Source organism: Pseudomonas sp. LAMO17WK12:I1 (assembly GCF_900177315.1).
GTDB classification, from domain to species: domain Bacteria; phylum Pseudomonadota; class Gammaproteobacteria; order Pseudomonadales; family Pseudomonadaceae; genus Aquipseudomonas; species Aquipseudomonas marginalis.
This window is the reverse complement of sequence record NZ_FWZV01000002.1, coordinates 339,401-357,980: the sequence shown is the minus strand read 5'-3', so window position 1 is coordinate 357,980 and position 18,580 is coordinate 339,401. Positions and strand designations below refer to the sequence as shown.

The following is an 18,580-nucleotide window of genomic DNA, read 5'->3' as shown; positions in this document are numbered from 1 at the left end:
GTGAGCCGCCATGGTACCGCAAGTAGTACCGCAAGCACCTGGCCGCGTCAGATGAACGCCAGCGCTGCCCGTGCCCCGTCTATGGCGCCCAGGTGCTGCGCCAGCCGCGACGGCAGGTAATCGAAAAAGAACCCGGCGCTTTGCAGCTTGGCGGCACGCAGCGGATCGTCTTCGCGCAGGGCCCTGGAGACCCGCGCGGCCCGCGCCCAGGCAAAGGCCAGCAACGCCACGCCACAGAGCTGGAGGAAATCCGGCGCCGCCCGATAGGGGTATTCACTGTCCTCATGGGTGCGTTCACGGATGGCGTGCACCACACTGGCCAACGCGTCGCACAGGTTGGCCAACGCGCCGGAAAAGCCTGCGCATTCCTCATACTGCGCGCCCTGCCCGGCCTCGGCGCGCAACTCGGCCAGCAGCAGGCCAAAGGCTCGACCCTCATCCCCCAGCACCTTGCGCAGCAACAGGTCATTGGCCTGGATCTCGTTACTGCCCTCGTAGATCATCGCGATGCGACTGTCCCGCAGGGTTTGCTCGATGGCGAACTCGGTGACGTAGCCGTAACCGCCGAACACCTGCAGCCCCTGGCTGGCCTGGCGAAAGCCCTGTTCGGTGAAAAACGCCTTGATGATGGGGGTCAGCAGCGGCGCCAACTGCGCCGCCGACGGGTCCTGGCCGTGCTCGGCCTGATCAAGCAGGTGCGCCGCCCAATAGCCGATGGCGCGCATGCCCTCGCTGGTGGTGCGCAGCTCCAGCAACACGCGGCGCATGGCCGGGTGATAACGGATCGGGTCAGCCGCCTGGGCCACCACCTCTTCCGGCCTTGACGGCGCACGCATCTGCAAGCGCTCGGCGGCGTACTGGCGGGCGTTCTGCCAGGCCGCCTCGACATGCCCCAGGCCTTGCAGGCCTACATGCAGGCGCGCCGAATTCATCATCACAAACATCGCCGCCAGGCCGCGATTGGGCTCGCCGACCAGCCAGCCCTGGGCGGCGTCGAACACCAGGGAACAGGTGGCGCTGCCCTTGATGCCCATCTTGTGTTCGATGCCGTCGCAGTGCACGCCATTGGCCTGGCCATCGTCCAGCTGCCTGGGCACCAGGAACAGTGAAATACCACGGCTGCCCGGCGGCGCATCGGGCAGGCGCGCCAGCACCAGGTGCAGGATATTCGCCGTGAGGTCGTGCTCGCCGCCGGAGATAAACAGCTTGCTGCCGCTGAGGCGATAACTGCCATCCGCCTGGGGCTGCGCGCGACAGCGCAGCAAGCCGACATCGCTGCCGGCCTGGGGCTCGGTGAGGCACATGGTGGGCAAGGCCTGGCCACTGACGATGTCGGGCAGGTAGCGTGCCTGCAACCATGGGGCGGCGTGGGCCTTGAGACACAGGTAGGCACCGTGGGCGATCCCGGTGTACATGGCCCAGGCGTGGTTGCTGGCATAGAGCATCTCTTGCAGCGCCGCATCGAGCAGTTGCGGCAAGCCCTGCCCGCCCTGCTCCTCGGCACACGCCAGCGCCGGCCAGCCCCCCTCGACATAGGCGCGATAGGCCTCGACGAAGCCGTCCGGGGTGCTGACCCGGCCCGCCTGCCAGCGGCAGCCCTGGCGATCACCGCTGCTATTCAACGGCGCCAGCACGCCCTGGCTGAAGCGTGCCGCCTCCTCCAGCACCTGTACCGCCAGCGGCAGGTCCAGGGCCGCGAATGCCGGGTGGCGCTGCCAGGTATCGGGCGCCTGCAGCCAGTGTTCCAGGACAAATTGCATATCGCCCAGGGGCGCCTCATAGCTCCACATCGGAACACCTCATCGACAAAAAAGAATCGTGCGCTTCAAGCCCGGTAGGCAGGGTTCTCGATCAGCAACGCCATGCCCTGCCCGCCGCCCACGCACGCCGCGGCAATCCCGTAGCGCAGGTTGTGCTGGCGCAGTTGCCGGGCCAGGGTCATCACCAGGCGCAGGCCGGTGGCAGCCAACGGATGCCCCAGGGCAAGGGAGCCGCCCTCGACGTTGAGGCGGCTGCTGTCCAGCTCCAGTTCATGGGCAACCGCCAGTACCTGGGCGGCCTGGGCTTCGTTGATTTCGAAGCGGCCGATGTCGCCCAGGTTCAAGCCGCTGCGTTGCAGCAGCAGGCGGATCGCCGGTGCCGGGCCGATGCCCATGAACTCGGGGGCCACACCGACCACCGCGCTGGCCAGCAGCCGCGCCAGGGCCGGGCGCGTGCAGGCCGAGGCACGCCCCACCAAAGCCGCCGCCGCGCCATCGACCACCGCGCAACTGTTGCCGGCGGTTTGCACGCCGCCTGGATGCACGGCGCGCAAGCGCGTCAGGGCTTCAAGGTCAGTGGGTCGTGGGTGGCTGTCGGCGCTGACGGCACAGGCCCGGCGCGCGAGGCTGATGCCCCTGGGCTGGTACCCGTCAAGCTCGAACACCTGGTTATCGACCGTGACGATTTCTTCCGCCCACGCGCCGTCACGTTGCGCCTGCAAGGCACGCTGGTGGCTGTCGCAGGCGTAGCGGTCCACGGCCTTGCGGCTCAGGCCATAACGGCGCGCCAGGTTTTCGGCGGTGGCGATCATGTCCAGGCCGGGGGCCGGGTCGTACAGGGCCTCCCAGAGAAAATCCTTGAATTGCACCTCGCCGCCGAGGCGAAACCCATCCCGATGGGTGTAGGCCGCAATCGGGTTGCGCGACATGGATTCACTGGCCACGCACAGCGCCAGTTGCACCTCGTCGCGCAGTTGTTCAGCGGCCTGGCGCAGCAGCTCGAAACCGGTGGCGCAGATGCGCTGCACCCCCAGTGCCGGGACTGCTTGCGCCACCCCGCTGTACAGGCCGATATGCCGGGGCAGCAAGTAGGCATCGAAACTGGCCTGGGCCATGGAGCCGGCCAGCACGCTGTCCACCGCCAGGGGGTCGATGCCGGCCCGGGCCAGCACTTCGCGGCCGACCTTGATTCCCAAATCGATAGGCGACACCTGGGACAGTGCACCGCCAAGGTCGACCCACGGCGTGCGCACCGCCGCGAAAATCGCCGCATCGGCAAACGCCGAGTACTGCCCGGCGCTGTTCAAGGCTTGGGCCCGGCGCGCAGGATCGCAGGGTCTTCACCGCGATACAGCGCCTCGACCCTGGCCGCACGCCATTGCAGCACGGCGCGCTGGTTGATCGAACCCTTGTCGGTGATTTCCCCGCGATCGATAGACGCTGGCTCGTCGAGCAGGGCAATCCATTCCAGGCGACTGGCATTGCCGGTGGCCTCGCGGTTGAGGCGCTGCAACCAGTCGCCGAACCACTGGCGTACCGGTGCGCTGCCCAGCACCTCAGCGTCGCTGGCGTCGGCGCTCAAGCCGGCCAGCCGACGGCACTCGTAGAGCCGGGGGAATATCAGGGCGCCCAGGCATTCGCGGTCCGGCGCGGCAATCACCAGGTCCTGCACATAGGGCGCGCCGTCGAGCACCGCGCGATTGCGCAACGGGCCGACACTGACAAACACCCCGGAAGACAACTTGAAATCCTCGGCAATCCGCCCGTCGAACATCAGCCCCAATTGCGGCTGGTGCGGGTCGGCGAGCTTGATCGCGTCACCTGAACAGTAGAAACCCTGGTCGTCGAACACCTCGGCGGTTTGCTCCGGCGCCCGCCAGTACCCCGGCATGATGTGCGGCCCGCGAAAGCGCCCTTCGAACTTGCCGTCCAACGGCACCAGGCGCACCTCGCAGCCCGGCGCGGGCAAGCCGATGTAGCCGGCCATGGACAACGGCCCGGTGGTGAAGGTGCAGGACGGCGCGGCTTCGGTCATGCCCAGCCCGGCCATCATGCGGATACGTTCACCGCAGTGCTGTTCGGCCACGCGGTCGAGGCGATCCCAGATACTTTGCGACAGGCCGGCGGCGGCGAAGAAGAACAGTTTCATCCGCGCAAAAAAGCGTTCACGCAACTCGGCGTCCTGTTCCAGGGCGTTGACCAGTTCTTCCCAGCCCTTGGGCACCGTCAGGTAGGCCGTGGGCGAGATGTCCTTGAGGTTGCGCAGGGTCTCGGCAAAGCCCTGGGCGGTCGGCTTGCCGTCGTCGAGGTAAAAGGTGCCGCCGTTGTAGAGCACGATGCCGACGTTATGGCTGCCACCGAAGGTGTGGTTCCACGGCAGCCAGTCCACCAGCACCGGCGGTTCCTCACCGAACACCGGGAACGTCTGCAGCAGCATTTGCTGGTTGGCACAAAGCATGCGCTGGGTGGTGATCACCGCCTTGGGCAACTTGGTCGAACCCGAGGTGAACAGGAACTTGGCGATGCTGTCGGGGCCGGTGGCCTGGAACGCCGCGTCGGCCTCGGCGGCGCCCGGCGTTTGCAGCAGGCTGGCGAAGCTGGCCTGAGTGCGCCCAGGCACGTGGCCGCGCACGCTGATCAGCGGGGTCTCGGCCGGCAGGACGGCGTCGATGGCGCGCTGGTAAGCCGCCGCATCGCTGACGAACACCAGCCCCGGTTGCAGCAGGTTGCACACATGCCGCAGCTTGGCGAAATCCTGGGACAACAACGAATACGCCGGCGACACCGGGCAGTAAGGAATACCGGCGTACATCGCGCCGAGGGCAACCTGCAAATGCTCGATGTCGTTGCCCGACAGCAATGCCAGTGGCTTATGCGCCGAGAGCCCGTAACTCAACAGGCCCTGGGCAATCGCACGCACGCTGTCGAGCATCTCGCGGTAGCTGACCCGGCGCCAATCACCACCGGCCTGGCGGGCCGCGATAAACGTCTGCTCGGGGCGCACCCGGGCCCAATGCACCAGGCGATCGAGCAGGCGCGCCGGCAACTCGGCCAGGGGCTCCAGGGAGCGCATATGCAGCACGCCGTGTTCTTCAGTGACCGCCACCGCTGCGTGGCCGATGGAGACCTCGCGGTATCGCGGTGCGGGCTGGGGTTGCGGTCTGAATTCGGAACTCACAAGGGTGTCCTCCAGCAAGGCGGGTCAATGCCGCCTTGTTATTGTTATGTCGCGACGCCTGCTCAGATCGGGTAATGCCGTGGCCCGTTCTGCAAGGTCACCCAGCGCAATTGCGTGAAATGCTCGATCGAGGCCTTGCCGCCGAAGCTGCCGTAGCCGCTGGACTTGACCCCGCCAAACGGCATCTGGGCCTCGTCATGCACGGTCGGGCCGTTGATATGGCAAATGCCCGACTCGACACGCTGGGCCAGGGCCAGTGCACGCCCGGTGTCACGGCTGAAGATCGCCGCCGAGAGGCCGAACTCGGAGTCGTTGGCCAGGCGCAACAAGGCTTCATCCCCGTCACCGCGCAGCAGTACCGCCACCGGACCGAAGGATTCTTCGCGGTACAGGCGCATATGCTCGGTAACGCCATCGATCAGGGTCGGCTGCAGGATGCTGCCGTCCAGTTGGCCACCCACCACCAGCCGCGCGCCCTTGGCGAGGGCATCGTCGATCAGGGCCTTGATGCGTGTGCCGGCGCCGGCGTCCACCAGGGAACCCAGAACCGAATCCGCTGCAATGGGATCGCCTGCGCGCAGGGTCGCGACCTTGGCCGCCAGCTTGGCGGTGAACGCATCGGCGACCTTGGCATCGACAATCAGGCGCTCGGTGGACATGCAAATCTGGCCCTGGTTGAAATAGGCGCCAAAGGCCGCCGCTGCCACCGCCGCGTCGAGGTCGGCGTCGTCGAGCACCAGCAACGGCGCCTTGCCGCCCAGTTCCAGCAAGGCCGGCTTGAGGTGACGCGCCGAGAGTTCGCCGACAATCCGCCCCACATGGGTCGAGCCGGTGAAGTTGACCCGGCGCACGGCCGGGTTGGCGATCAGCCGCTCGACAATCGCAGCGGCATCCGCCGGGGCATTGCTGATGACATTGACCACGCCATCGCCCAGGCCGGCGTCCTGCAACACCTGGCCAATCAGGCGGTGCACCGCAGGGCTCAGCTCCGAGGCCTTGAGCACCACGGTATTGCCGCAGGCCAACGGCATGGCGATGGCGCGGGTGGCGAGGATCACCGGGGCATTCCACGGCGCGATGCCCAGTACCACGCCGCAAGGCTGACGCAAGGCCATGGCGAAACTGCCGGGGACATCGGAGGGGATCACTTCACCGGTGATCTGGGTGGTCATCGACGCCGCTTCGCGCAGCATATTGGCCGCCAGGCGCACGTTGAAGCCATACCAGTTGGCCATGGCGCCGGTCTCGCCGGCGGCGGCAATGAATTCGGCGCTGCGCGCCTGCAATTGCTCGGCGGCATTGAGCAGGCGGGTGCGGCGTTCGTTGGGTGCCAGCGCCGCCCACGCGGGGAACGCGGCGTGGGCGGCCGCTACGGCGGCGTCGGCATCTTCCAGGGTGGCGGCGGCCACCCGCGAGACCACTTCACCGGTCACCGGGTTGCGGCGCTCGAAGGTTCGACCGTCACGGGCGGGGCACGACTGGCCGCCGATCAACAGGGGCACGTCCAGCATGGTGATTCCTCTTTATTGTCTTTATCGGGAATACGTTCAAGCAGGGTACAACGGCGCGGCCAGGCGGCCGCGCCCTTCAGCGTTTATACGCCTGCAGGCCAGGCTTGATGCTCTTGTCGTCGAGGAACTGTTTCATGCCCTGCTCGCGACCGCCCTCGGTATCGAGCAGGCGCGACTGATCGAGCTTGGCGTAGAGGTAATCCTCGTTCTGCTCCCAGGTCAATTCGCGGCAGCGCTTGAAGCCATGCTTGGCGGCACGCAACACCACCGGGTTTTTCTCCAGCAGGTTGCGCGCCAGTTCGATGGTCACTTCACGCAGTTGAGCCAGCGGCACGCTTTCGTTGACCAGGCCCATTTCGGCGGCTTTCTGCCCGCCAAAGGTCTTGCCGGTCATGATGTAGTACAGCGATTGGCGATGGCCCACAGTGTCGGCCATGGCCTTGCTCACCAGGTTGCCCGGCGGGATGCCCCAGTTGATTTCCGAAAGGCCGAAGGTCGCTTCGTCCGCACAGATCGCCAGGTCGCAGGCCACCAGCGGGCTGAAGCCACCGCCGAAGCACCAGCCATTGACCATGGCGATGGTCGGCTTGGCGTACATGCGCAGCAGTTTCCATTGCCATTGCGAGGCTTCGCGACGGATTTTTTCCTGGAGGATTTCCGGGCCGGCGTCCACTTCGCGAAAGTATTCCTTGAGGTCCATGCCGGCGGTCCAGGCTTCACCCGCGCCAGTCAGCACCAGCACGCCGGCGGCAGGGTCCTGCTCGAGGGTTTCGAGGACGTCGATCATTTCCCGGTTCAGGGTCGGGCTCATGGCGTTGCGTTTTTCCGGACGATTGAGAATGACCCAGGCGATGCCTTCTTCGATCTCAACCTTGACGGTGGTCCAACGGCCTTCGTAATTGCTCATGGCGGTACGCTCTTGTTCTGGGTTTGAAGATGAGTCGAAATTAAACCGCAAATATAGTTATGTCAATTAACTATTAATCTGGATAACCAATATTTTTACGCGATGAAACCTGTGTTTTCCAGGCGTTGTGAAAAGCCGGCATAGCCATGACGCGCCAACCCCGGCAAACTAGATAGCCTTCTTAACCTCCACCTTCTGAGGATTGCACTGCCAATGGCCAAGCCTTCCACCATCGCCGCCGCCAGCCAGGCCCTGCCCGACAACGACGAGGTACGGCCGCCGCTGGATTCAGCCCTGGACGATCTGATCGGCTACGCCATGCGCCGCGCCCAGCTCAAGCTGTTCCAGAACCTGATCGGCCGGCTGTCGGACCACGACCTGCGCCCTGCACAGTTCTCGGCCCTGGCGATCATCGAGCAGAACCCCGGGCTGATGCAGGCCGACCTGGCCCGCGCCCTGGCCATCGAGCCGCCCCAGGTAGTGCCGTTGCTGAACAAGCTGGAAAGCCGCGCCCTCGCCGTGCGGGTGCGCTGCAAGCCGGACAAGCGCTCCTACGGGATCTTCCTCAGCAAGAGCGGCGAAATCCTGCTCAAGGAACTCAAGGCCATCGCCGCCCAGAGTGACCTGGACGCCACGGCCGCCCTTGACGCCCAGGAACGCGAAGAGCTGCTGCGCCTGCTGAAGAAGGTCTATCAGGACTGAGCGGCCTACCAGAGCGCCACGGTGTAGAGGACCAGGAAACGGGTCTGGTTTTCATCGCGAAACGCCGCGCCGCTCGGGAAGTCATTGCGGTAGATCGACTTGCGCGCCATGAACCCGACGTTCTTCAGCGGGCCGTCCTGGATCACATACCCCAACTCCATCTGGAACTCGCGCTCCTTGCGGTCCTCGGCATTGAAAGCGGCCAGTTCGATGTTGTCGCCGCGCACATAGCGCAGCCGACTCTTGAGCCCCGGCACACCCGCTGCGGCGAAGTCGTAGTCATAGATGGCTTGCCAGGTGCGCTCCTTGGCGTTAAGAAAGTCCGAGCTCATGGTCAGCTCGCTCATGCCCATCAACTCGGTGCCGGAGATATAGGGTGTGGCCGTCTCCCCGCTTGAGTGCATGTAGCCAAGGCTGACGCGATGGCCGCCGAGGCGGTAGCCGAACAGCGCCGAGAGGTTGCGGTTATCCACCTTGCCCGCCTTGGCACTGCCATCCTCGCGGCTGAAAAAACTGCGCAGGTCGCTGGTGAGCACGCCATCGCCCAGCGGCAGGTTGTGCAACAGCGCCAGGGTGTCCTGCTGGTAGAGGTCGGCGACCTGGGAGTGATAGAGGCGCAGGCTGAGGTCTTTGTTGACCTGATAGTCCCCGCCCACATACGCCAGGTGCGACGTGGTGGCGGTGGCGTTGAAACGCCGGTTGGGCGAAGCGATGGTCATGGCCTGGTAGTCGGTGGAGTCGCGCTTGTTGATGCGGTCGATGTAGCCGGTGTTGAAGGTCAGGCCATCGATGTCCTTGGAGCTCAAGGTGGTGCCGCGAAAGGTTTGCGGCAACAGGCGCGACGGGCTGGCAAAGGCGAACGGCAGGAAGATCGACACATCGCCGGCCTTCACCGTGGTTTGCGCAAACCGCAGCTTGGCAGTCGGGGCCAGGCGCGAGTACTCATCGGCGGCGCGCTTGTCGCTGGCCGATACCGGCAGCAACTCGGTGCCGCTGCGGTCCGGCGACGAGTCGAGCTTGACCCCCATCAACCCGCGCACATCCAGGCCGAAGCCCACCGGGCCCGGGGTGTAGCCCGATTCCAGGTTGAGGATGAACGCCTGGGCCCATTCCCGCGCGGCGGTCTTCGCTCCGTCGTCCTTGTAGTCGCGGTCCAGGTAGTAATTGCGCAAGGTCAAGGTGCCGTGGCTGTCGTCGATAAAGCCTGCGGCCCATAGCGAAGTGGGCAACACGCTCAAGGCCAGGCATGCCATGAGCAGGCGTGGGGTATTGTTCGACACACAGGCGACGGGCGCCGCTGCAACGGCTTGCTCCATAGGGAGTTCTGGCATGTTCGATGTCCATTTTTTGTTGTTGTTTTTGGGGTGGCACACGCTCGGCCCGGTCGGCTTCGCGAGCCAAGAATGGAAACAGCCGGCGGTGCCCGTCAACCGCAACTGAGCGATAATCGAACATTAATAAAGCTATCTATTTTTTAGTTGCATATGAATCAACATCGCAAGCCAATGAATTACATGGATTTATTTATGTTTTATGGGCGGATTAATCCACGATTCATTTTTTAGTTATCTTTGTTATCTTAATCACCAGCAGCCACTCGCGCTCGTCACCACAACAAAAACAACAATGAGGTTTGCCCATGGACAGTCCATCGCGTCGTTCGACGCTGACTATTGCGTTGTGCTTTATCGTTGCGCTGATCGAAGGGTTCGATCTGCAGGCCGCCGGCACTGCCGCCGCCGGGTTACGTCAAACGTTCGCCCTGGATCCGAAGATGCTCGGCTGGGTGTTCAGCGTCGGCATCATCGGCCTGCTGCCGGGGGCGTTCTTCGGCGGCTGGGTCGCCGACCGCATAGGGCGCAAGAAAATCCTGGTGGGTGCCGTGCTGCTGTTCGGGCTGTTTTCCCTGAGCACCGCGTTTGTCGACAGCTACGCCAGCCTGTTGCTGGTGCGCTTTCTCACCGGCCTGGGCCTGGGCGCCGCACTGCCCAACCTGATCGCGCTGTGCGCCGAAGCAGTGAGCGAACGCAACCGGGGCACGGCCATCAGCGTGATGTACTGCGGGGTGCCGCTGGGTGGCGCATTGGCCGCGGTGGTGGCGATGTTTTCCAGTGAGCACTGGCAGACCACCTTTATCATCGGTGGCCTGGCGCCGTTGCTCGCCGTGCCGTTGATGATCCTGCTGCTGCCGGAGTCCAGCGCCTTTCGCCAACAACGCGACACTACGCACGGCGCCCGCCCTTCTACCGGCCAGGCGCTGTTCGGCGAAGGTCGCGCCCGCACCACGTTGGCGTTGTGGCTCAGCTATTTCTTCACCCTGACCGTGATGTACATGCTGCTTAACTGGCTGCCGTCGCTGTTGCTGGAGCAGGGTTTCAGCAAACCCCAGGCGGGCATGGTGCAGATGCTCTTCAATATCGGCGGCGCCCTCGGCTCACTGCTCGGCGGCGTGCTGCTGGACCGCTGCAATGCCGTCAAAGTGGTGCTGGGTGTGTATGCCGGGTTGCTGGCGGCATTGGCCGGAGTCGGGTTGTCGGTGGGCATCGTGCCCATGGCCATCGCCGGTTTTGCCGCCGGCCTGTTCGTGATGGCCGCGCAGTTGGTGCTGTACGCATCGGCACCGCCCTCCTACCCGACCTCGGTACGCGCCACCGGTGTCGGTGCCGCGGTGGCCGTCGGCCGCCTGGGTTCGGTGGCCGGGCCGCTGGCGGCCGGGCAACTGCTCGCCGCCGGCGCCGGCACCGCCGGGGTACTGCTGGCGACCTCCCCCGGGGTGGTGATTGCCGCACTGACCATCATCAGCGTGATGGTGCGTACGGCGCCCACTAGAACTTATGCAGCCAATTGAGCACCAGTTTGTTGCCCTGCGTGCGGTTCTCCGCCTGCTGCTCGAAGTAGGCATTTACCGATAGCACGTCTTCCTTGCTGAACCCGTAGACCAGGCCTGGGCCGATGGCCCAGACCTTCTCCCGACGCCCGCTCACGGCGTGCCCATCGACCTGGGTGTCGGTGATCTGCTTCAACCAGTAGCCGTTAACCCCCACGCTCAGTTGCTGGCTCACGGCATATTGCAGGGTCAGGTTGGCATGCAACGCCTGCCCGGCCTGGGTATCGGAAACATCCCCGAAGCCTGCCTGCGGATCATCGTTCTTGCCATTCCACAGGTACATGAACCGCCCGCTCGTCGACCACTTCGGGCTGAACCAGTACGTCGCCGCGTAATACGGGTTGAATGACCAGAAGTTGCTGCCTGGGTTGATCGAGCGCTTGCGGTCATAGGCGCCCACCGGCACCGAGATATCGGCTTCGATACGTTGGGTCAACAGCGGGCTGCCATCGGCGCGGCTCAGGGTCGGCAGTTGCAGGAAGGGCCCCACAATCACATCACCAAAGCCGGCGCGAGAACTCAGGGCCGCATTGTTCAACCCGTCGTCGACATCCACATGGGCCAGGGAGGTGTTGATCAGGGTGAATCCGGGCATCGCGCCATTCGCCAAGGGTTGGCCGAGGTAGATGATCTGTGTGGTAGGCGCCACCACTTCCACGTCCTGGTTGGGCAGTGCCAGCTTGTGGCCGTTGGCATCATTGAAACGGCTGGCCCGGGAGTACGTCAGGTATTCCTCCAGGTACCAGCCCGGGCCAGCGGGTGCCGGTGAGCCGTCGTAGAAACTGGTGCTGCCCAGGTTGAGGCCGGGCAAGTCGTAAGCATGTGCAGTCGATGACAGTGCGATAAAGGTCCCGGCCGCAACCGTCCGCAAGATAGGCTTGAGCATCTTGTATGTCCTGTATTTTTGTTGTTGTTCAAGACCCCCGGCACGGTGGATCCGCACCGGGGTTTACCGCTGTAGCAACCCCTACACGTAGGTCGCCGCCAACCCACCGTCCACCGGCAGATTGACCCCGTTGACCCAGCGCGCGGCGTCGGAGCAAAGAAAGGCGATCACCGCCGCCACCTCATCGGCCAGGGCCGGACGGGTCATGCGCTGGCTGTCCGCGGCCACCCGCTCCGGCCCGAGCATGCTGACAAAATCGTCGAGAATCGGGGTAAACACCGGCCCCGGCGCCACGCAGTTGATACGCACCGCGTGATCGCGAAACCAGCCTTGGGATTGCTGGAAGCTCCACACGATCAGCGCTTCCTTGAAGTACTGATAACAGCTGGCCTGCTCCACCGGATTGGCCGCCAGCCACTGCTGCCCGGCCTCGAAGCTGTGCGTCGCGGCCAGGGCCTTGTGCAGCTCCAGGCGTTGCGGCCACTGCGCACCGAGCACCGAAGCGACATTGACGATGCTGCCGCCCGCCGCCATGCGTGGCAGCAGCGCTTGAGTCAGGTGCCGCAACCCCAGGTAGTTGACCGTGGCCACCGCTTGCACGGGCGCGGTACCGGGCACGCCGGCAATGTTGCACAGCCCGTCGACCCGTGCCGGCAGGCGCGCCACCAGGGCATCGATGCTGGCCGGATCGCCCAGGTCAGCCTGGAAGAAGCCATCCAGGGTCAGTTGCGGTGCATGGCGATCAACGCCGATCACCGTGGCGCCCTGGAAGCGCGCGAGCCGCGCCAGCTCGGCGCCAATGCCGGAGGCGACGCCGGTGACGACCAGGGTTTTGTTGTGCAGGTTCATGTTCAAGCCCTCTTGTTTTTGTATAGGCATAGGTGGATCAAAACGGATAGGCAGGTGCAGTGTTCTTCACCGTGACCCACTGCCACTGGCTGTACTCGTCCCAGTCGGCCGGCCCGCCTACGCTGCCGCCATTACCGGAAGCGCCGCGCCCACCAAAGGGGTTGATGCATTCGTCGGCGACGGTCTGGTCATTGATGTGCAGCAGGCCGCAGTCAAGCCGCTCGCCGATGGCCATGGCACGCCCGACCGAAGGCGAGATGATCGCGGCCGAGAGGCCGTACTCGGTGCGGTTGGCCAGCTCGATGGCCTCCTCGTCGGTGGCAAAACTGACCACCGTGGCCACCGGCCCGAAGATTTCATCCTCAAACGCGCGCATGCCTGGCCGCACACCGCTGAGCACGGTGGGCTGGTAGAACAATTGGTCGTATTCGCCACCCGCCTCCAACCGTGCGCCCGCTTGCAGGCTGTCGCTGACGATCTCGTGCACGCGCTGCAATTGCCGTTGGTTGATCAACGGGCCGAGCGCGGCTTCACCGCGGGCGGCATTGCCCACGGTCAACGCCCGAGCCTTGTCCACCAACTTGCGCGTGAGGCGTTCGGCGATGGATTCATGGGCGAGAATCAAGCCGGTGGCCATGCAGATTTGCCCCTGGTGCAGCCAGGCGCCCCAGGCGGCATTGCTCGCGGCCAGGTCGAGGTCGGCGTCTTCGAGAATGATCAGCGGGTTCTTGCCGCCCAGTTCCAGCGCGACTTTTTTCAGGTGTCGTCCGGCCACTTCGGCGACTTTGCGCCCCGCCGCCGTCGACCCGGTGAACGCAATCATCTGCACATTCGGATCGCGGCACAGCGCCTCACCCGCCGGCGCGGCACCGGGCAATACCTGCAGCAGGCCCTTGGGCAAGCCCGCCTCTTCGAACAGCCGGGCGATCAGAAAACCACCGCTGACCGGGGTCTGCGGGTCGGGCTTGAGCACCACCGCATTGCCCGCCGCCAGGGCCGGGGCCACCGAGCGCAGTGAGAGCACCAGCGGAAAATTGAACGGTGAAATCACCCCGACCACGCCATGGGGCTGACGCCGGGCATAGGACAGGCGACCTGCCGCACTGGGCAGCACCAGCCCGTGAGGTTGGGACAACAGCCCCGCCGCCTGATGCAGCAGCACAATCGCCTCGCGCACTTCGTGCTCGCCCTTGAACAACGCGCCGCCGGTTTCCCGCGCGACGTACAGCGCCAGTTCGGCAAAGGACTGCTGGGCCAGGTCCGCCGCCTTGCGAAACACCTCGGCGCGCTCCCGTGGGCCGAGTGCTGCCCAGGCCGGCTGCGCCAGGGCCGCGCTGCGGCAGGCGACGGCGATGTCGGCCGGGTTGGCCATGGCACAGCGCATCAGGGGTTCGCCGGTGGCGGGTTCGATCACCGCGATCACGGACCCCGAGGCAGGTATCCAATCGCCGTTGAACAGGCATTCGGACGCAATGGCCCGCTGTAGCAAGTGGGTGGTTTCAGGTACTGACATGGCAACTCCCGGTTCTTGTAATTGTCATCGCCTGCACAGGGTGCAAACGCCGCATCAAGCCTTGAGCAAAGGCTGTGCCGCTTGCACCCAACGACGCAGACATAAAGGACCGAGGGCTCTGGGACGAGGCCTGCCACGGGGCGCCCACGCCTCACCGCCCCATCGGCTGCAAAAACCGCGGCACCGCCACTTGTTCAATTGATAAGGTTATGTTTAATAACTATCTGAGCAGTTACTCATATCGATCACTCGCTTTGCAGGGGCATAACAATGACTAATCCCCACAGCGCGCTGCCCGACGACCGGGTGGCCAGCGCGCCCTACCATCCGCGCGGCGACAGCCGCCAACTCAGTGAGAGCAGTTCGCCCACCCCGGCGGAACTGACCGATTGCCTGTTCTTCTCGCCCGAAGACGGGCGTATCTGGCTCAACGATCAACGCATGGTGTTGCTGCACGGTTCGTCGTTCGGTGCCCTGCGCGCGGAGGTCATCGAACGCCTGGGGCTGGAGCAGGCGCGTGGCCTGTTCACCCGCACCGGTTATGTCTCCGGCGCGCGGGACGCGCGGTTGATCCGCGAGCGCTGGCCACAGGCCGATGCCGCCGCCGTGTTTCGCGCCGGGACCCACCTGCACACCCTGGAAGGCATGACCAAGGTCGAACCGCTGCACTTCAAGTTCGATGCCGACTCGGGGTTCTATGAAGGCGAGTTCCTCTGGCACCACTCCTGCGAGGCCGATGAACACGTGGGTGCCTACGGCATCGGCCAGGACCCGGTGTGCTGGACTGAAACCGGCTATGCCATCGGTTTTGTCAGTGGCCTGTTCGGGCAAATGGTGATTTTCCGCGAGGTGGAATGCCGGGGCATGGGCCACCGCTGTTGCCGGGTGATCGGCAAGACCGCGGAGCAATGGGGTGACGTCGAGCAGGACCTGCGCTACCTGAATGTGTCCCAGGCCGTCACCAACGCCACGGTCGCGCCCACGCCCGACCACCCGGTGAACCACAGTGCCAGGGCCAACCCGCCGCAAACACTGGTGGGTGCGAGTGCGGCCTTCAACGCCGCGACACAAGCCCTGCAACGTGTCGCACTGACCCCGGCAACGGTGTTGATCAGCGGCGAGTCCGGGGTCGGCAAGGAGATGTTTGCGCGCCAGTTGCACCAGCTCAGCCGCCGCCAGGACAGCCCGTTCGTGGCGCTCAATTGCGCCGCCATTCCGGACAACCTGATCGAGGCCGAACTGTTCGGTGTCGAACGCGGCGCCTATACCGGCGCGACGCACTCGCGGCCTGGACGTTTCGAACGGGCCCAGGGCGGCACGCTGTTTCTGGATGAAATCACCAGCCTCAGCCTGGCCGGGCAAAGCAAGTTGCTGCGAGCCTTGCAGGAACGGGAAATCGAAAGGGTCGGCGGGGTGCGCGGGATCAAGGTGGATGTGCGCGTGGTGGCCGCCACCAATATCGACCTGCGTAAAGCCGTGGCTGACGGCAGCTTTCGTGAAGACCTGTTCTACCGCCTGAATGTCTACCCCATCGCCCTGCCCCCGCTGCGCGAACGCCGGGACGACATCCCGCTGTTGATCAATGCGTTCCTCACGCGCTTCTGCCAGGAATACGCGCGAACGCCGGCGGGCCTGACCATGCGCGCCCTGAAGGTGTTGCTGCGCTATGACTTCGCGGGCAATGTGCGCGAACTGCAAAACCTGATCGAACGCGGCCTGATCGCCAGTGACGAAGGCCAACCCATCGACCTGGTGCACCTGTTTCGCAACGAACCGATGCCGGCCGATCCCTACGGCCTGGACGACCACGGCAGCCTGTCCAACAGCGCACCGCCGCCGTGCCTGGCACTGTTCGACACCCTTGGCCAACTGGAACCGGGGTTTTCCATCGAAGGCCTTGAATCGCGCCTGCTCAACGAAGCCCTGCAACGCAACGCCGGCAACCTGGCCGCCGCTGCCAGGCTTGTGGGGCTCAGCCGCGCTCAATTTGCCTACCGGTTGAAGAAGCATCAGCGGCAAATCCCTTGAATGCCAATTAGTGCTTTAAAAGCTTTACCCAATTAAGTATTTTGCAGGGATACCGGGGCGATAAGCGCCCCTCTTTTTACTCGTGACAAGGATCTCCTGTGAGCGGACTGCGTGAACGTCAGAAAGCCGAACGCCGGCAAGCTATCAGCCAGGCCGCGATCGAGCTGTTTGAACGCCAGGGTTTCCAGAACACCACCATCGAACAGATCGCCAGCCAGGCCGGGGTGTCGCCGCCGACGGTGTTCAAGTACTTCGGCAACAAGCAGGAAATCATCCTGGAAATCCTGCATCACGCCGATCAGCGCGCAATCAGTGACACCCGCCGCGAGATCCACACAATGGACGATCCGGTCGAAGCGCTGTGCCACCTGGAAAGCCTGCTCACCGGCTATGCCCTGGAAGTCATGCACCCCAGCCTGTGGCGTGAACTGCTGCCGCTGATCCTGTTCGGCGGCAGCAATGAACTGCCGGCCGGTTATCGCGCCATGAACGATGCGCTCAGGGCGGAAATCAGCGAACTGCTGCGGGAACTGCAACGGGCCGGCAAGCTGCGCCCGCAACTCGATGTGGAGTTGGCCGCGTTCCTGTTGAACGACTATTCGCACCTGCAACTGTTCAGGCTGGTGAACCAGGAACAGCCGGATATCGACGCGCACTCGACGCAGGTACGGCGCATCACCGAGCTGCTGTTCTACGGCATGCAGGCCTGACAGCTTCCAGGGCCGGGCCTCAGTAAAAGCGATAGCAACGAATCACCACCTGGTCGGCGCCCGGGTAATGCACCAGGCCGATAAAACTTGAACGGGTGAGCCAGTCCAGCCGCCCCTTAGGCACCTGAAACAGCGGGGTGCAGGTGCAGCGGTACTCCGTCTCAGGAATCGGCCATTGACCGTCGCGCTCCAGCTGGCGCCCGTACTCAGTCATGGTCAATACGCCGCGGTTACGGATGTTGATCACCTCGCCTTCGTCGGTCCTCAGGCTGTAGCGGGCATCCAGTTGACCGATGCCATCCGGGCGCAAAACAAAACAATCGTCTCCGCCCGCCAGGACCTGGCCGCTGATGCCGACCCCATCGAAGTCCCCGCCCATAATCGGGTAGTTGCAGCGCAGGCCTTCAACGCTGTCGCCCAGGGTCACACCCGGCCCTATCGCGACGCGCAGGGTCAGCACCCGCTGCAAGTTGGGGGCAATGTCCATCCGTTCAGTCATGGCAAGCTCCAGGCCCGGCGCGCACGCACCGGGCCACACTGATCAGCGGTTGCTCTTGATGGCCGTCCAGGTGCGGGTACGGATGCGCTCCACGGCGGCCGGAATCGGTTCCAGGGCGAACAGGGTCTTGCGCGCTTCCTCCGGCACATACATGTTGGGGTCGTTGCGGATGCTGGCGTCCACCAGCGCAGTGGCGTCCTTGTTCGGGTTGGGGTAGCCGATCTTGTTGCTGATGCGCGCAATCACGTCCGGGCGCAGGATGTAATTGATGAACGCATGGGCCTCCGCCAGATCGGGTGCCTTGGCCGGGATCATCATCACGTCCGCCCACATCGGCGCGCCTTCCTTGGGCAGTGCCATCTCGACCTTGACGCCCTTGCCGGCGGCATCTGCCAGTCGCGTGGCCAATGCAACACCGCCGGACCAGCCCACGCCCACACAGATATCACCGTTGGCCAGGTCCATGCCGTAGCGCGACGAGTTGAAGTAAGTGACGTAAGGGCGAATCTTCATCATCACGGCCTGGGCTTGCACATAGTCTTCACGCTTCTGGCTATTGGGGTCGAGGCCCTTGTAGTGCAGGGCAATCGGCAGGATCTCGTTGCCGGCGTCGAGGAAACCCACGCCACAACTGGCGAGCTTGGCGAGGTTTTCTTCCTTGAAGATGATGTCCCAGCTGTTCATCTGCACGTCGGGGCCCAGGGCCTTGCGTACCTTGTCGACGTTGTAGCCGATCAATGTGGTGCCCCATAGGTAAGGCACGGCGTAGCGGTTGCCGGTGTCACCCACGGCTTCCAGGGATTGCATGAACTGCGGGTCCAGGTGCTGCCAGTTCGGCAACTGCTGGCGGTCCAGCGGCTGCACGGCCCCGGCCGTGATCAAGTGCCCCAGGTTGGCGGTGCCGGGAAACACCACGTCATACCCTGAGTTGCCCGTCAGCAGCTTGGACTCCATGGTTTCGGCACTGTCGAACACATCGTAAATCGGGCGAATGCCGGTTTCTTCCTGGAAACTCTTGAGCACTTCGGGTGGCAGGTATTCGATCCAGTTGTAGATCCGTACGGTGCGTTCTTCAGCCAGGCAAAAACCACTGATGAGCAACGAGGCGACAGTGCCCAGCACGGTGTTACGCAAAAATCTGTTCATGATC

15 protein-coding genes are annotated in these 18,580 nt (G+C 64.3%); 4 read left to right on the top strand and 11 right to left on the bottom strand.

The genetic code is table 11. The annotated features are described in order from the left end of the window. Positions 1-47: 47 nt before the first annotated feature. The 5 genes from B9N88_RS04265 to B9N88_RS04245 all read right to left on the bottom strand — a co-directional run bounded on the left by B9N88_RS04265 (position 48) and on the right by B9N88_RS04245 (position 7,356). Positions 48-1,790: an acyl-CoA dehydrogenase gene (locus tag B9N88_RS04265; protein WP_027603465.1), complete on the bottom strand. Its 1,743-nt coding sequence runs from the start codon at positions 1,788-1,790 to the stop codon at positions 48-50. A gap of 35 nt (positions 1,791-1,825) precedes the next feature. Beyond that, positions 1,826-3,067 carry a thiolase family protein gene (locus B9N88_RS04260; RefSeq protein ID WP_027603464.1) on the bottom strand — a complete coding sequence of 414 codons (1,242 nt, stop codon included), beginning with the start codon at positions 3,065-3,067 and terminating at the stop codon, positions 1,826-1,828. Beyond that, positions 3,064-4,938, bottom strand: coding sequence for a feruloyl-CoA synthase (locus tag B9N88_RS04255; RefSeq protein ID WP_027603463.1), 1,875 nt, complete (start codon positions 4,936-4,938; stop codon positions 3,064-3,066). Before B9N88_RS04255 ends, B9N88_RS04260 begins: the two co-directional genes overlap by 4 nt. Before the next feature lie 62 nt (positions 4,939-5,000). Further along, entirely contained in the window at positions 5,001-6,449 is a 1,449-nt protein-coding gene (locus B9N88_RS04250; RefSeq protein WP_027603462.1) for an aldehyde dehydrogenase, read from the bottom strand. A 76-nt stretch (positions 6,450-6,525) separates the two neighbouring features. After that, complete coding sequence (locus tag B9N88_RS04245) at positions 6,526-7,356, bottom strand: p-hydroxycinnamoyl CoA hydratase/lyase (RefSeq protein ID WP_010567568.1); 831 nt, start codon at positions 7,354-7,356, stop codon at positions 6,526-6,528. Positions 7,357-7,569: 213 nt separating this feature from the next. On the opposite strand from B9N88_RS04245, the gene B9N88_RS04240 reads away from it, so the two are divergent. Further along, a complete protein-coding gene (locus tag B9N88_RS04240) occupies positions 7,570-8,058 on the top strand; it encodes a MarR family winged helix-turn-helix transcriptional regulator (RefSeq protein ID WP_027603461.1) in 489 nt (162 codons plus the stop codon). Between the two features lie 5 nt (positions 8,059-8,063). Here the strand turns inward: B9N88_RS04240 and B9N88_RS04235 are convergent, their stop codons facing one another. Beyond that, positions 8,064-9,389, bottom strand: a complete 1,326-nt coding sequence (locus B9N88_RS04235) for an OprD family porin (RefSeq protein WP_027603460.1) — start codon at positions 9,387-9,389, stop codon at positions 8,064-8,066. A gap of 308 nt (positions 9,390-9,697) precedes the next feature. On the opposite strand from B9N88_RS04235, the gene mhpT reads away from it, so the two are divergent. After that, positions 9,698-10,906 carry a 3-(3-hydroxy-phenyl)propionate transporter MhpT gene (gene mhpT, locus B9N88_RS04230; protein WP_027603459.1) on the top strand — a complete coding sequence of 403 codons (1,209 nt, stop codon included), beginning with the start codon at positions 9,698-9,700 and terminating at the stop codon, positions 10,904-10,906. On the opposite strand, the gene B9N88_RS04225 is transcribed toward mhpT, so the two are convergent. The 3 genes from B9N88_RS04225 to B9N88_RS04215 form a co-directional block, all read right to left on the bottom strand. Beyond that, the gene (locus B9N88_RS04225) at positions 10,884-11,831 is read right to left on the bottom strand and encodes a SphA family protein (RefSeq protein WP_027603458.1); all 948 of its coding nucleotides are present in this window, start codon (positions 11,829-11,831) and stop codon (positions 10,884-10,886) included. The genes mhpT and B9N88_RS04225 overlap by 23 nt on opposite strands. Before the next feature lie 81 nt (positions 11,832-11,912). Beyond that, entirely contained in the window at positions 11,913-12,680 is a 768-nt protein-coding gene (locus B9N88_RS04220) for a coniferyl-alcohol dehydrogenase (RefSeq protein WP_027603457.1), read from the bottom strand. A 37-nt stretch (positions 12,681-12,717) separates the two neighbouring features. Further along, entirely contained in the window at positions 12,718-14,193 is a 1,476-nt protein-coding gene (locus B9N88_RS04215; protein ID WP_027603456.1) for a benzaldehyde dehydrogenase, read from the bottom strand. 270 nt (positions 14,194-14,463) lie between these two features. Between B9N88_RS04215 and B9N88_RS04210 the strand changes: the two genes are divergently transcribed. Continuing rightward, a complete protein-coding gene (locus tag B9N88_RS04210; RefSeq protein WP_027603455.1) occupies positions 14,464-16,221 on the top strand; it encodes a sigma-54-dependent Fis family transcriptional regulator in 1,758 nt (585 codons plus the stop codon). Positions 16,222-16,319: 98 nt separating this feature from the next. Beyond that, the gene (locus B9N88_RS04205) at positions 16,320-16,931 is read left to right on the top strand and encodes a TetR/AcrR family transcriptional regulator (RefSeq protein WP_027603454.1); all 612 of its coding nucleotides are present in this window, start codon (positions 16,320-16,322) and stop codon (positions 16,929-16,931) included. Positions 16,932-16,950: 19 nt separating this feature from the next. On the opposite strand, the gene B9N88_RS04200 is transcribed toward B9N88_RS04205, so the two are convergent. Both B9N88_RS04200 and B9N88_RS04195 read right to left on the bottom strand, forming a co-directional pair. Then, complete coding sequence (locus B9N88_RS04200; protein WP_027603453.1) at positions 16,951-17,430, bottom strand: DUF3237 domain-containing protein; 480 nt, start codon at positions 17,428-17,430, stop codon at positions 16,951-16,953. Between the two features lie 42 nt (positions 17,431-17,472). Continuing rightward, positions 17,473-18,576: a polyamine ABC transporter substrate-binding protein gene (locus B9N88_RS04195; protein ID WP_027603452.1), complete on the bottom strand. Its 1,104-nt coding sequence runs from the start codon at positions 18,574-18,576 to the stop codon at positions 17,473-17,475. Positions 18,577-18,580 lie beyond the last annotated feature (4 nt).